16 protein-coding genes are annotated in these 13,183 nt (G+C 63.8%); 11 read left to right on the top strand and 5 right to left on the bottom strand.

Features of this window, described 5'->3' with window-relative positions; translation table 11 throughout:
• The first annotated feature begins 52 nt into the window (after window positions 1-52).
• From argH to BM059_RS22360, 7 genes are all read left to right on the top strand, one after another.
• The gene (gene argH / locus BM059_RS22390) at window positions 53-1,447 is read left to right on the top strand and encodes an argininosuccinate lyase (protein ID WP_074941408.1); all 1,395 of its coding nucleotides are present in this window, start codon (window positions 53-55) and stop codon (window positions 1,445-1,447) included.
• A gap of 63 nt (window positions 1,448-1,510) precedes the next feature.
• Window positions 1,511-1,972, top strand: a complete 462-nt coding sequence (locus BM059_RS22385) for a sn-glycerol-3-phosphate transporter (protein ID WP_074941407.1) — start codon at window positions 1,511-1,513, stop codon at window positions 1,970-1,972.
• A gap of 67 nt (window positions 1,973-2,039) precedes the next feature.
• Window positions 2,040-2,525 carry a GNAT family N-acetyltransferase gene (locus BM059_RS22380; RefSeq protein WP_074941406.1) on the top strand — a complete coding sequence of 162 codons (486 nt, stop codon included), beginning with the start codon at window positions 2,040-2,042 and terminating at the stop codon, window positions 2,523-2,525.
• Window positions 2,526-2,535: 10 nt separating this feature from the next.
• Entirely contained in the window at window positions 2,536-2,811 is a 276-nt protein-coding gene (locus BM059_RS22375; RefSeq protein ID WP_074941405.1) for a hypothetical protein, read from the top strand.
• A gap of 155 nt (window positions 2,812-2,966) precedes the next feature.
• Window positions 2,967-3,716, top strand: a complete 750-nt coding sequence (locus tag BM059_RS22370; protein ID WP_244154450.1) for a substrate-binding periplasmic protein — start codon at window positions 2,967-2,969, stop codon at window positions 3,714-3,716.
• On the top strand, window positions 3,713-3,967 hold the full coding sequence (locus BM059_RS22365; protein ID WP_074941403.1) for a TIGR02647 family protein: 255 nt from the start codon (window positions 3,713-3,715) through the stop codon (window positions 3,965-3,967). The genes BM059_RS22370 and BM059_RS22365 overlap by 4 nt, the downstream gene beginning before the upstream one ends.
• Window positions 3,968-4,140: 173 nt before the next feature.
• Complete coding sequence (locus BM059_RS22360; RefSeq protein WP_074941402.1) at window positions 4,141-6,999, top strand: class I adenylate cyclase; 2,859 nt, start codon at window positions 4,141-4,143, stop codon at window positions 6,997-6,999.
• Window positions 7,000-7,069: 70 nt separating this feature from the next.
• Here the strand turns inward: BM059_RS22360 and BM059_RS22355 are convergent, their stop codons facing one another.
• The 5 genes from BM059_RS22355 to BM059_RS22335 form a co-directional block, all read right to left on the bottom strand.
• Complete coding sequence (locus BM059_RS22355; protein WP_074941401.1) at window positions 7,070-7,870, bottom strand: lipase family protein; 801 nt, start codon at window positions 7,868-7,870, stop codon at window positions 7,070-7,072.
• A 58-nt stretch (window positions 7,871-7,928) separates the two neighbouring features.
• Window positions 7,929-8,336 (bottom strand): nucleoside diphosphate kinase regulator, encoded by a 408-nt coding sequence (gene rnk, locus BM059_RS22350; protein WP_036999823.1) that lies wholly within the window; start codon window positions 8,334-8,336, stop codon window positions 7,929-7,931.
• 118 nt (window positions 8,337-8,454) lie between these two features.
• Window positions 8,455-8,652, bottom strand: a complete 198-nt coding sequence (locus tag BM059_RS22345; RefSeq protein WP_036999824.1) for a DUF1289 domain-containing protein — start codon at window positions 8,650-8,652, stop codon at window positions 8,455-8,457.
• Window positions 8,642-8,974 carry an iron donor protein CyaY gene (gene cyaY / locus BM059_RS22340; protein WP_036999825.1) on the bottom strand — a complete coding sequence of 111 codons (333 nt, stop codon included), beginning with the start codon at window positions 8,972-8,974 and terminating at the stop codon, window positions 8,642-8,644. Before cyaY ends, BM059_RS22345 begins: the two co-directional genes overlap by 11 nt.
• A 70-nt stretch (window positions 8,975-9,044) precedes the next feature.
• On the bottom strand, window positions 9,045-10,082 hold the full coding sequence (locus BM059_RS22335; protein ID WP_074941400.1) for an AraC family transcriptional regulator: 1,038 nt from the start codon (window positions 10,080-10,082) through the stop codon (window positions 9,045-9,047).
• 170 nt (window positions 10,083-10,252) lie between these two features.
• On the opposite strand from BM059_RS22335, the gene lptM reads away from it, so the two are divergent.
• Genes lptM through BM059_RS22315 form a run of 4 tightly spaced genes read left to right on the top strand, consistent with a single transcriptional unit; the run spans window position 10,253 to window position 13,175 of the window.
• Entirely contained in the window at window positions 10,253-10,378 is a 126-nt protein-coding gene (lptM, locus tag BM059_RS22330) for an LPS translocon maturation chaperone LptM (protein WP_017361215.1), read from the top strand.
• Between the two features lie 13 nt (window positions 10,379-10,391).
• Window positions 10,392-11,639 carry a diaminopimelate decarboxylase gene (gene lysA / locus BM059_RS22325; protein WP_074941399.1) on the top strand — a complete coding sequence of 416 codons (1,248 nt, stop codon included), beginning with the start codon at window positions 10,392-10,394 and terminating at the stop codon, window positions 11,637-11,639.
• Between the two features lie 10 nt (window positions 11,640-11,649).
• Window positions 11,650-12,480 carry a diaminopimelate epimerase gene (gene dapF, locus BM059_RS22320; RefSeq protein ID WP_074941452.1) on the top strand — a complete coding sequence of 277 codons (831 nt, stop codon included), beginning with the start codon at window positions 11,650-11,652 and terminating at the stop codon, window positions 12,478-12,480.
• The gene (locus BM059_RS22315; RefSeq protein WP_074941398.1) at window positions 12,477-13,175 is read left to right on the top strand and encodes a DUF484 family protein; all 699 of its coding nucleotides are present in this window, start codon (window positions 12,477-12,479) and stop codon (window positions 13,173-13,175) included. The genes dapF and BM059_RS22315 overlap by 4 nt, the downstream gene beginning before the upstream one ends.
• The last annotated feature ends 8 nt before the right edge of the window (window positions 13,176-13,183 follow it).

The following is a 13,183-nucleotide window of genomic DNA, read 5'->3' as shown; positions in this document are numbered from 1 at the left end:
TTGTCCGTCATGCTGGCCGCCAACGTGGCCCGCCCGATCCCGAGCCCAAATCATGAGCAGCGAAAAAACCAACCAATCCTGGGGCGGCCGCTTCAGCGAGCCAGTCGACGCCTTCGTCGCCCGTTTCACCGCCTCGGTCGAATTCGACAAGCGCCTCTATCGCCACGACATCATGGGCTCCATGGCCCATGCCAGCATGCTGGCCAAGGTCGGCGTGCTGACCGATGCCGAGCGTGAGGCCATCGTCGACGGCCTCAAGCAGATCCAGGCAGAGATCGAAGCCGGCCAGTTCGACTGGCGCGTCGACCTGGAAGATGTGCACATGAACATCGAGGCACGCCTGACCGACCGCATCGGCGTCACCGGCAAGAAGCTGCACACCGGCCGCTCGCGTAACGACCAGGTGGCCACCGACATCCGTCTGTGGCTGCGCGACGAGATCGACATCATCCTTGCCGAGATCACCCGCCTGCAGCAGGGACTGCTGGGCCTGGCCGAAGCCGAAGCGGACACCATCATGCCCGGCTTCACCCACCTGCAGACCGCACAACCGGTGACCTTCGGCCACCATCTGCTGGCCTGGTTCGAGATGCTAAGCCGCGACTACGAGCGCCTGGTCGACTGCCGCAAGCGCACCAACCGCATGCCACTGGGCTCGGCAGCGCTGGCCGGCACCACCTACCCGATTGCCCGCGAGATCACCGCCGAACTGCTCGGTTTTGACGCCGTTGGCGGCAACTCGCTCGACGGTGTTTCCGATCGCGACTTCGCCATCGAATTCTGCGCCGCCGCCTCGCTGGCGATGATGCACCTGTCGCGCTTCTCCGAAGAGCTGGTGCTGTGGACCAGCGCCCAGTTCCAGTTCATCGATCTGCCGGATCGTTTCTGCACCGGCTCCTCGATCATGCCGCAGAAAAAGAACCCGGACGTGCCTGAACTGGTGCGCGGCAAGACCGGCCGTGTGTTCGGCGCCCTGACCGGCCTACTGACCCTGATGAAAGGTCAGCCGCTGGCCTACAACAAGGACAACCAGGAAGACAAGGAACCGCTGTTCGACGCCGCCGACACCCTGCGCGACAGCCTGCGTGCCTTCGCCGACATGGTGCCGGCGATCAAGCCCAAACGCGAGATCATGCGCGAGGCAGCGCTGCGCGGCTTCTCCACCGCCACCGACCTGGCCGATTACCTGGTGCGTAAGGGCTTGCCCTTCCGCGACTGCCACGAAATCGTCGGTCACGCCGTGAAATATGGCGTACAGACGGGCAAGGATCTGGCTGAAATGAGCCTGGACGAACTGCGTCAGTTCAGCGACCAGATCGGTGATGACGTATTCGCCGTACTGACTCTGGAAGGCTCGGTCGGCGCCCGTGACCATATCGGCGGCACCGCGCCGAATCAGGTACGTGCCGCAGTGGTGCGTGGCGGCGAACTTCTCGCCAGCCGCTGAGGTCGCAAAGGGGCGGCGGCACGCCGCCCCTGCCAAGGCAGGCCATTCGAACAGGAGGTCGCCATGCGTTACACACTCCCTACGACCCTGCTACTGAGCCTGCTGGCAACATCAGCAGTCGCGACTGAACACGACTACTGGCAAGTGCAGACGAGCGTCTACACCCGCCACTACAACCCCGAGCCCGACCACAATAACCACCAACGCCTGATCGGCCTGGAGCGTGGTTATGCATCCGGCAATCTCTGGGGCGGCGCGGTCTTTCGCAACTCTTTCGACCAGAGCTCGCAATATGCTTATGTGGGGCGGCGCTTCGAGAGTGACAACCATCCGTTCTACGCCAAGCTGACGAGTGGCCTGCTGCACGGCTACCGTGGCGAATACCGCGACAAGATCCCCCTCAATCACCTCAGAGTAGCGCCAGCGATCATTCCTTCGCTAGGCGTGCAGGGCCACGGGATGGCGGCCGAGCTGGTATTGCTGGGCAATGCCGCGCTGATGGTCAATCTAGGCCTGCGTCTTTGATGCACCTGAACGAAAACGCGCTGTAAGCACCTGCCCCGGCACCTTATTGCAGCGCCCGGAGAGACTCATGCCCCTGCACATCCGCCCCGCCACCCCTGAAGACGCCGAGCTGATCCTGCGCTTCATCACCGACCTGGCCATCTACGAGAAGGCCGAACATGAGGTGAAAACCGACGCGGCCGGCATCCGCGACAGTCTGTTCGCCGAAGACAGTACCGCCCATGGCCTGATCTGCGAGAACGATGGCCAACCCATCGGCTACGCGGTGTACTTCTTCAACTATTCCACCTGGCTGGGCAAGCACGGTCTTTATCTGGAAGACCTCTACGTCAGCCCCGAAGCCCGGGGCTTGGGGGCCGGTAAGGCGCTGCTGCGTCATTTGGCGCAACTGGCCGTAGCCCGCGACTGTGGTCGTTTCGAGTGGTCAGTGCTTGACTGGAACACGCCGGCCATCGACTTCTACGAATCCTTCGGTGCCCGTCCGCAGAGCGAGTGGACCACCTATCGCCTGGCCGGTCAGGCACTGCTGGATTTTGCTGCCAGCAATCAATGAGAAAGCGAACATGAGCCAAAACAACGAGCAAGAAGACGAAGATTTCGCCGAAGCCACCCTGATCCAGGCCATCGAGAATCAGCTGGAAAGTGGCGAGCCCGCCGCCGCCAAGGCGGTGTACAACAAGCTGACATTGGTGGGTTACGAGCGCGAGGAAATTCTCGAGCTGATGGCGCTGGTGCTGGCCCACGAGGTCGATGCCATGCTGCGTGACGACCGCCCCTTCGACGGTGCCTGGTACGAGCAAGCCCTGCGCGCCCTGCCGGAGCTGTCGGAGGAAAACTGAGCAAGGATTGACCCAGGCCACTGGCCGGACTGGCAGGCAGATTGCTACTGTCACAACCAATCCCGACCGAGAAGGTGCCACCTTCGATGGCCTGTACGCTGCCTAGATTCATCGCTCTGCTGGTCTGCGCCCTCTGCTTGAGCGGAGCCAGCATCGTGCGAGCGGAAACGCCGCGTATTGGTGCCGAGGACGACTGGTACCCCTACACGGCCTGGCGCAATGAGCGCATCGAGGGCATGTCGGCCGACATTGTCCGCGCCGCCTTCGCCGCCAGTAATGCATCCGTAGAGTTGGCGCCCTACCCCTATTCGCGCTGTATGGAGCTGGCGCGTTCGGGCAGCCTCGCGGGCTGCTTCAACACCACACCCGACGCGAACATCCGCGCAGAGTTTCTGCTGCCGCAGGAGGTGCTGTTCAGCGACGATATCCTGCTCTGGGGCCGCGCCGACGCCGAGGCACTCGATGACCTGGACGCCATTGACGGCAAACGCGTGGCCGTCACCATCGGCTACACCTACGGCGAATACTTCGACAACTATGCGGATATCCAGCGCATTGCGGTGCGACGCGATATCAACGGTTTTCTCATGCTGCAGCGTGATCGGGTGGACTACGTGATCGCCTTTCGCGGCACCACCGAGGCGCTGCTGCGCGACAATCCCGAGCTGGTCGGCCAGTTCAAGGCCCTGGCCAGGGTGCATCACCCGCAGCTCTACCTGACCTTTTCTCGCCATCATCCACAGGCCGAGGCCTTGCTGCACGACTTCGATGCGGGCATGCGGCAAATCCGGCAGGATGGCACCTACCAGCGAATTCTCGCCAACTGGCAACTCATTGATGGGCAGAGCACCGCGCATGGCTCTACACTGCAAGAGCGCCATAACAACAAGACGGAGTCACCATGAAGTCATTCACCGCTGACCTGATCGACGAGCTGGAAATCCTCGCCCTGTACAACCTGGACAATCATCAGGAAGGGCTGAAAGTGCACAACAACGCCTCATTCAAGGCACAAGGCGCCATTACTCGCCTCCACGAAAAAGGCCTGGTGAGCCAGGCCGATGGCGGTTACCTGACCAGCCTGGGCATCGATGCTGCCGAGCACGCACAAGCGCTGCTAACCATTCTTTCGACTCGCCAGACCACCCCCGTTTAACCTCAATCGCCCACCGACTAATGCCGCTCAGTCACCGGTGCTACGCCGCGAATTCTGATCGGCATTAGCTAGCCGCTCTTCAGAGAGCGGCGTAACGGGCGATAAAGCGTCAAGGCACTGCACTGGCGAGCACGCCGCTGATAGGCTTGCAGCATCCGCAGTTGAGTTCGAGCATGACGCGCACGCAGGAAATACGCCCCGATATCGATGACGGCATCGACCGCAAGGTGCTGGCACAACTGCGCGCACGTTTTCTGCAGATCAATCAGGGTCGCCTGCAGCGGGCCATGGAGGCGCTGTCCACGCGCCAGCAGTTGGTCCTCAAGCTACTGCCGCTGCTACTGCACGTCAACCATCCGCTGTTGCCCGGCTACGTCTCGGCCAGCACGCCGGCTGGCCTCAGCGGGTTCGAGCCAGATGATGCCAGCCTGGCCGAAGTCCAGCGCCTGACCCGCTCGTTCGTCTACAAGCCACGTCGTGGCCAGGGCGCAGCGCCCCTGCATGGTCTGTTCCTGATGGGCAGCCTGGGCACCGTGGCACAGGCCGAGCAGAGCGATATGGACCTGTGGCTGTGCCACTCGCCCAACCTCACCGCGCAGGAACTGCAGGACCTGCGCAAGAAGTGCGACCAACTGGAGAGCTGGGCCGCCACCCAGGGCGCCGAGGTGCACGTCTTTCTGGTCGATCCGCAGCGCTTCACCCAGGGCGCACGCGAGGCTCAGCTGACCTCGGACGACTGCGGCACCACCCAACACTATTTGTTGCTCGACGAGTTTTACCGCACCGCGATCTGGCTTGGCGGACGCACACCGATCTGGTGGCTGGTACCGGTTTACGAGGAGGCGCGTTACCACGACTACTGCCGCACCCTGCTGAGCAAGCGTTTCGTGCGCGCCGAGGACGTCCTCGATCTCGGCAACCTGGCGCGCATTCCGCCGGAAGAGTTCATCGGCGCCGGCATGTGGCAGCTGTACAAGGGCATCGAGTCGCCCTACAAATCCGCGCTCAAGCTGCTGCTCACCGAGGTCTACGCCAGCGAGCACCCCAAGGTCGAGTGCCTGGCGCTGCGTTTCAAGCAGGCGGTGTTCGAGGGTCGTCTGGACCTGGACGAGCTCGACCCCTACATCGTCGTCTACCGCCGATTGGAAGAGTACCTGAGCACACGCGGCGATCACGAACGGCTCGAACTGATCCGCCGCTGCCTGTACCTCAAGGTCAACAAGAAGATCAGCCGCCCGCCGACGCGCGGTCGCAGCAAGAGCTGGCAGCGTCTGCTGCTGGAGCGTCTGACCGCGGAATGGGGTTGGCAGGCCCGCCAGCTCAACGTGCTCGACAGTCGCAGCCAGTGGAAGGTACGTCAGGTCGCTGCCGAGCGCCGCGTGCTGGTCAACGAGCTGACCTACAGTTACCGCTTTCTTTCACAATTCGCCCGCAGCGCCGAGGCCGGCAGTTCGCTGAACACCCGCGATCTCAATGTGCTGGGTCGGCGCCTGTACGCCGCCTTCGAACGCAAGGCGGGCAAGGTGGAGTTCATCAACCCCGGCATCGCTCCAGACTTGGCCGAAGACACCCTGACTCTGGTGCAGCACCCGAGCCCCGAGGCGCCCAACGATTACCAGTGGGCGCTGTTCAACGGTAGCCTGGGCGCGCAGGAATGGAGCGACTTCGCCCCGCTCAAGCGCGCGCGCGAATTGATCGAACTGCTCGCCTGGTGCCATCGCAATGGGGTGATCGACAGCAGCACACGCCTGTCGCTGCATCCGGGCAGCAGCGATCTCACCGATTTCGAACTGTCGAACCTGATCGGCAGCCTGCAGCAAAGCTTCCCCTTGCCACAACCCAGTGTCGAAGAAGCCGCCTTGCTGCGCGCCAGCGTCCCCAGCCAGGTGCTGTTACTGGTCAATGTCGGGGTCGACCCGCTCAAGCAGCACAGCCAGATGAACGTGCACATGACCACCGGACGCACCGATGCCTTAGGGTATTCCGGCGTACGTGAAAACCTGGTGCTGACCCTCGATCAGGTCGTGCTCAACAGCTGGAACGAACTGCAGGTCAGCCGTTATGACGGCCAGGACGCACTGCTCGATTGCCTGAGCGATCTGCTCAACAGCCTGCCGGTCGGTGGCCCGCAGCCCAAGGTGCAGGTGCGCTGCTTCTGCCGTAACCGGGCACAACCGATTGCCGAGCGCGTCGACGAGCTGCTGCGCGACCTGTTCACTACCTACGCCGAAGGGCGCCAGTCACGCTATCTGGTACAGGTGCGCCAGCATTACCACGTGCTGCAGCTGACACCTGGCCAGGTCAGCCACGCGGCGCTGGGTGACCTGCCGGCGCTGCTGGAGCACCTTGGCGCCGAGCAGGCGCTCTACAGCCCGCTGCATCTGGATCGTCACGCTCTCGATGGCGACGACCTGGCACTGATCCTGCCCATGGGCCGGCCGCAATGCATCCAGCTGTTCTACCGTCTGCACGAAGCCAGTGGCGAAGCGGAACTGACCCTGCTCGATGAACGCAATGCGCTCTGGCGCCGACGCCTGCCGTTTCGCGACGAACAGAGCCTGCTCACACCGATCCAGCGCTTCCTGCAGTCGTTGCTGTATCGGCGTAACGCCATGCTGCCGCTCGACGGCGCGGATAACGAGCCAGCACTGGAAATTCTCTACTACCAGTTGCTACCAGATGCACCACTGCGCGCCCAACGCCTCGAACGACGACTGGCGCCCGAGGCGCAGATCAGCCACCCGTTCTACGACGTGCAAGCCATCGTCGAGCCGGGCGACGGCCGTCAGCGCCACGTCACACTGTACTGTAACCACCGCGAATTCTCTGAATTGGAGTACGGCCGCGAACTGTATCGCGCCGTGGCTCAGCACATCCTCGCCCAGCGCGCCGGCGGTGAACGCTACCCCTGCTACATCACCGACCTCGACCTGTCCGCCGTGCTGGCCGGTCAACAGGCGCAGACCGCGCATTACCTGCGCTACAAAAGCGAGCTGGAAGATGCCTTGAACACGGCCTTGCAGCAGGTCTAGCGCGAATGACCGGTCTGGCAACCCAGCAATCGCCGATGAAGGGTTGCAGCCGCCCGACCAGCGAGCTGACCTAGCACTTCATCGGCGCATCCGGATTGTTCAACGCATAGAGGTAGCAGTCGCCCATGCTGTGGTTGGCGGCGACACCTCCGTAGCTGGCGGTGAAGGTCACCGGCAAGCCCAGGTGCTGATAGAACCAGCGATCACTGTCCGCCGGCGGCACCTCGGGCACCAGATCGCTGTCGTTGACCAACCGGTAAGTCGGCACGGCCAGCCCGTTGTAGTAACTGGCGAACGTCGGAGAAGCCAGACGCGGGCTGGCAAAGTTGTAATGTTGTAGCAGCAATGCAGGCCAGCGTTGCAGCATATCCGGCACCGCCAGTGTGCTCAGGGTGCTGCCCAGGCTATGACCACAGGCCCAGAGCCGCGCCTGCGGCTGCAAGCCGTCCAGTGCCAGCAGGGCCTGGTCACGCAACGAGGTGTAGAGTTTCAGAAAGCCGTCATGCACCAGGCCGGCCGCGCTCTGCCAGGGGTAGCCGCGCTGATCCAGATCGAGGTCATCGAGCCAGTCCTGCACCGACTCGGTGCCGCGAAAAACCAGGTAGCAATCGCCCTGCGGATCACGAGCGGCGAAACCGAAGGGCTCGGACTCATTGAACACATGCCACTCGCTGAGCACGCTCCAGATCGGCGCGGACAGCTGCCAGCCCTCCAACTCAGGCTGTTTCCACTGGAACTGTTCGGGCTTACGTGGGCGCTGCTGCGCCAGCCATTGCTCGTACTGGTCGTACGCGGCCATCAGCAGTTCGGCACAAAGCAAGGCGCGCGACAGCTGGTAAGACGGTGGGAAATACAGCGGCAGACTGGACATGGCGAGGCCTCCTTGCCATTGGCGGAAACCTCACTCTAGCCCAGCCTGGGAAAAGGCATCAGCGGTCGTATTCGCCCGCGGCTTCCGGCTGATACTCGACAGCCAGCAGGGTCAGCTTGAGCTGCTTGCCACCCGGCGCCGGCCAATCGATGTGCTGACCGACGGACAGGCCGAGCAATGCGCTGCCGACTGGCGCAAGGATGCTGACCTTGCCTTCACCACCCGCGTCCTGCGGGTAGACCAGGGTCAGGTGATAGTCCTTGCCGCTGCTCTCTTCACGGCAGTGCACGCGCGAATTCATGGTCACCACCCCTGCCGGCACCTCGTCGTGCCCCACCACGTCGGCACGATCCAGCTCGGCCTGCAGCGCCTCGGCGCCAGGGCCGAACTCGTCCAGGCTGTCGAGCAGGCGCTCCAGACGCTGCAGATCGAGGCGAGTAATGGTGATGGTAGGTGTGTTGTTCATGATGCCGGGCGGACTCCTTGCGTAAACCATAAAAAAGCAAAACCCCGCCCGAAGGCGGGGTTCAGCTGAATGTCACATCGACCCTAACACAGCCTGACAAATAAACAAGACTGCCTGGTCAGCGCCCCCGCTTGCGTTCGCGCAAACGTTGCTCGGCGGCCAGGCAGATCAAGCGGCGCCGCGCATTATCGGCCGCACCCCAGTCGAGGATCTCCTGCAAGGTGCGGCCGCAACCGAGGCATTGCTCATGCTCGTCGAGGCAGCATTGACGCCGACACGGCGATTCCAGCGGCTTGGGCGCGGGATCAGAGCTCATCGAACTCCAGCTCAGTGCCCGACTGCTCGAGGGTGATGCGCACCAGCATCTCGCCCAGCTGTTCGTCGCTGGTGTCGCAGATCCAGCGGCCATCGGCCTCGTCGTAGTCGAAATGGAAGCCACCGGAGCGTGCTGCCAGCCACAGCTGACGAATCGGCTCCTGGCGGCTGAAGATCAGCTGGCTGCCATTGTCGAAACGCACCGTCAGCACACCGGCGCTGTTTTCCAGATCGACGTCCAGACCGCTGTCGTCGAAGATGTCCTCCACCGCCTGCTGGGTGGCATCGACCAGGTCGTGGAAGCGGGCTTCGCTCAGGCTCATCGGGGGTATCCTCACTAGATGCAGCGACTGCAGAAAAATTAGGCGAAAACGCCCGACCAGGGTAGCCGGCCTAGGCGCAAAGGTGGCGACGGTACTCGCCCGGGCTCGTTCCCGTCCAGCGACGAAATGCGCGCGCCAGTGAGCCCGACTCGCTGAAACCGACCAGAAAGGCGATTTCAGCCAGCTCCAGCGCCGGGTCGCGCAGGTAATGCAACACCAGTTGCTGGCGCGTCTCGTCGACCAGTTGACTGAACGACAGCCCACCCTCACGCAAGCGCCGCTGCAAGGTCCTTGGGCTCAGCGCCAGCGCGGCAGCGATGGCCTCCAGGTCCGGCCCCTGCTCTGGTAACTGCCGCGCCAGCTCCAGCCGCGCGCGATCGAGCACGCTGTTGCCCTGGTTGAGTTCGGCTAGCAGGCGATCGGCATACGCATCGAGCATGCCTCGCACCTGCGCATCGGCCTGTCCGAGTGGCACCGCGAGCAGGCGTTTGGGAAAGATCAGGGCATTGTCGGGCTGATCGAACAGCACCGGGCAGCGAAAGATGCGTGCATGCTCGGAGGTGTCGGCCGGCGCCGGATGCTGGAAGCGCACCTCGGTCGGCGCGATGTCCAGGCCGCTGATCCAACGCCCGAAGCTGACCCAGCCGGCCAGGGTTTCCTCACTCAGTTGCCGCTGCTGCTGTGCCAGCAACGGCTGCCAGCTGTGGGCGACCAGTGCTTCGCTGTCAGGCCTGGCGGGCTCATCATCGAGCACGACCAGCCCCAGATTGCCGACCAGCGAGGCATAGCGTGCCTGGCGGTGCAGCGCATCGGCCAGGGTCGCGCAGCTCATGATCAGGTAACCGAGCACGCCGTAGTAACCCGGCCGCACCGACTCCCCCAGATGCAGCCCCAGGCACTGATCGCCGGTCAGGCGTACACCTTCGCCCAGCAGCGTCAGGTAGGCACTCGCCGCGATGCGCTGATCGCGCTGGTTCAGGGCTTCAGAGCTGAGCTGGGCATGGCCGAGCAACGCCTCGGGGGCGATCCCCTGGCGCTGCAGGTGTTCGATCAAGCCTTGCAGGTAGGCCACAGAGACCGAGCCGGCCAGAATCGCGGGATTGTCCATCGGGGCTCCTCGTTACTCGCCGCATGCTAACCCAAGCCAGCACGAATGCCTCCAGCGTGCGCACGCCAATCGAGCCAGCGCCCCGCCAGGCGGGCGCCTGGCGCATAGGCAAGGTGGCAGGGGGTCGGTATACTCCGGCGCAATTCACGCTTATTTTCAAGGACTGCCCCATGAAGCGACTGACCCTCGCGCTCCTCGCCGCCGTTTGCCTGCTGGCCGGCTGCGGTCAGAAAGGCCCGCTGTACCTGCCGGGCGACGACAACGCCGGCAACAGCCGAGACCGTTTCGAACTCTGACAGGAGCTGCACCATGGAAGCCTTCAACTACCGCGACGGTGAGCTGTTCGCGGAAGGCGTTGCCTTGTCCGCGCTGGCCCAGCGCTTCGGCACGCCTACCTACGTCTATTCGCGCGCCCACATCGAAGGGCAGTACCGCGCCTATGCCGATGCCCTGGCCGGCATGCCACACCTGGTCTGCTTCGCGGTCAAGGCCAACTCCAATATCGGCGTGCTGAATGTGCTGGCGCGCCTCGGCGCCGGCTTCGACATCGTCTCCAGCGGTGAACTGGAGCGCGTGCTGGCCGCCGGTGGCGAGCCGAGCCGTATCGTCTTCTCTGGCGTCGGCAAAAGCCGCGACGACATGCGCCGTGCGCTGGAAGTCGGCGTGCACTGCTTCAACGTCGAGTCCAGCGTCGAGCTGGAGCGTCTGCAGAAGGTCGCCGCCGAACTGGGCGTCAAGGCACCGGTCTCGCTGCGGGTCAACCCGGACGTGGACGCCGGCACCCACCCGTACATTTCCACCGGGCTCAAGGAAAACAAGTTCGGCATCGACATCGAGCAGGCTGAGGCGGTCTACGCCCGCGCCGCCGAGCTGCCGAACCTGGACGTGATCGGCGTCGATTGCCATATCGGCTCGCAGCTGACCACCCTCGAACCCTTCCTCGATGCGCTGGATCGCCTGCTGCTGCTGGTCGACAAGCTGGCCGCGCGCGGCATCACCATCAAGCACCTGGATCTCGGTGGCGGCCTCGGCGTGCAATACCGTGACGAGCAGCCGCCGCTGGCCGGTGACTACATCGCCGCCGTGCGCAAACGCCTGGCGGGCCGCGACCTGTCGCTGGTGTTCGAGCCGGGCCGCTTTATCGTCGCCAACGCTGGCGTGCTGCTGACTCAGGTGGAATACCTCAAGCACACCGAGCACAGGGATTTCGCGATCGTCGATGCGGCGATGAACGACCTGATCCGCCCCGCCCTGTATCAGGCCTGGATGGACGTGTCGCCGGTGCAGCCGCGTGACGGCGAAGCGCGCAGCTACGACCTGGTCGGACCGATCTGCGAAACCGGCGACTTCCTGGCCAAGGACCGTGAGTTGGTGCTGGCCGAAGGCGATCTGCTGGCCGTGCGCTCGGCCGGTGCCTACGGCTTCGTGATGAGCTCCAACTACAACACCCGCGGCCGCGCCGCCGAGGTGCTGGTAGACGGCGAGCAGGCTTATGAAGTGCGTCGTCGCGAGACCGTCCAAGAGCTCTATGCCGGCGAAAGCCTGCTGCCGGCCTGAGGGCGACGTCATGCTATTGCGCTTTACCAAGATGCACGGCCTGGGTAATGACTTCATGGTCCTCGACCTGATCAGTCAGCACGCCCACGTGCAGCCCAAGCATGCCAAGCAATGGGGCGACCGCCACGTCGGTGTCGGCTTCGACCAGTTGCTGATCGTCGAGCCGCCGAGCCACCCGGACGTCGACTTCCGTTACCGCATCTTCAACTCCGACGGTTCGGAAGTGGAGCAATGCGGCAACGGCGCGCGCTGCTTCGCCCGCTTCGTGCTGGACAAGCGCCTGACCACCAAGAAGGTCATTCGCGTCGAGACCAAGAGCGGCATCATCGAGCTGCGCGTGCAGAACGACGGCCAGGTCTGCGTCAACATGGGCGCGCCGCGGCTGCAGCCGGAACAGGTGCCGTTCCAGGCCGAACAGGCCGCGCTGACTTATCGCGTCGACGTCGCCGACCAAAGCGTCGAATTGGCCGCACTGTCGATGGGTAACCCGCATGCGGTCCTGCGCGTCGACAATGTCGACAGCGCCCCGGTGCACGAACTGGGGCCGAAGCTGGAACATCACCCGCGCTTCCCACAACGGGTCAACGTCGGCTTCCTCCAGGTCCTCGACCGCAAGCATGCGCGCCTGCGCGTGTGGGAACGTGGCGCGGGCGAAACCCAGGCCTGCGGCACCGGCGCCTGCGCCGCAGCCGTGGCAGCGATTCGTCAGGGCTGGATGGATTCGCCCGTGCAACTGGAACTGCCAGGCGGCAAACTGTCCATCGAATGGGCAGGCGAAGGTCAGCCGGTTATGATGACCGGGCCCGCTGCCCGCGTATACGAAGGACAGGTTCGCCTATGACCGACCAGCAGGATTCGCCCAAACCGCTCGATTCGGAAACGGTCGCCGCCTATCTGCGCCTGCACCCGGAGTTCTTCATCGACCATGAAGAACTGATCCCCGAACTGCGCATTCCGCACCAGCCCGGCAACGCCGTGTCGCTGGTCGAACGCCAGGTCAAGCTGCTGCGTGAGCGCAACATCGAGATGCGTCACCGCCTCGGCCAGTTGATGGACGTGGCGCGCGACAACGACCGTCTGTTCGACAAGACCCGCCGGCTGGTACTCGACCTGCTCGATGCCGGCAGCCTGGAAGAAGTGGTCGGCGTGGTCGAAGACAGCCTGCGCCACGAGTTTCAGGTGCCCTTCGTTGGCCTAATCCTGTTCAGCGACAACAAGCTGCCGGTCGGCCGCTCGGTGAGCTCGGCCGAAGCGCATCAACAGGTCGGTGGCCTGCTCAGCGGCGGCAAGACCATCTGTGGCGTGCTGCGCCCACATGAGCTGGAATTCCTCTTCGGCAAGGAAGACGCGCCGCAAGTCGGTTCCGCCGCCGTGGTCAGCCTCACCTATCAAGGCCTGCATGGCGTACTGGCCATCGGCAGCGCCGACCCGCAGCACTACAAGAGCTCGCTGGGCACGCTGTTCCTCGGCTACATCGCAGAAGTCCTGGCGCGCGTAGTGCCCAGCTTCGCTACGCCGCTACGTTCGGTACGCTAGGTCGTGTA

It is taken from the genome of Ectopseudomonas composti (assembly GCF_900115475.1).
Taxonomy (GTDB): Bacteria; Pseudomonadota; Gammaproteobacteria; order Pseudomonadales; family Pseudomonadaceae; genus Aquipseudomonas; species Aquipseudomonas composti.
Note: the sequence above shows the minus strand (reverse complement) of the source record. Positions and strands in the feature narration are given on the sequence as shown.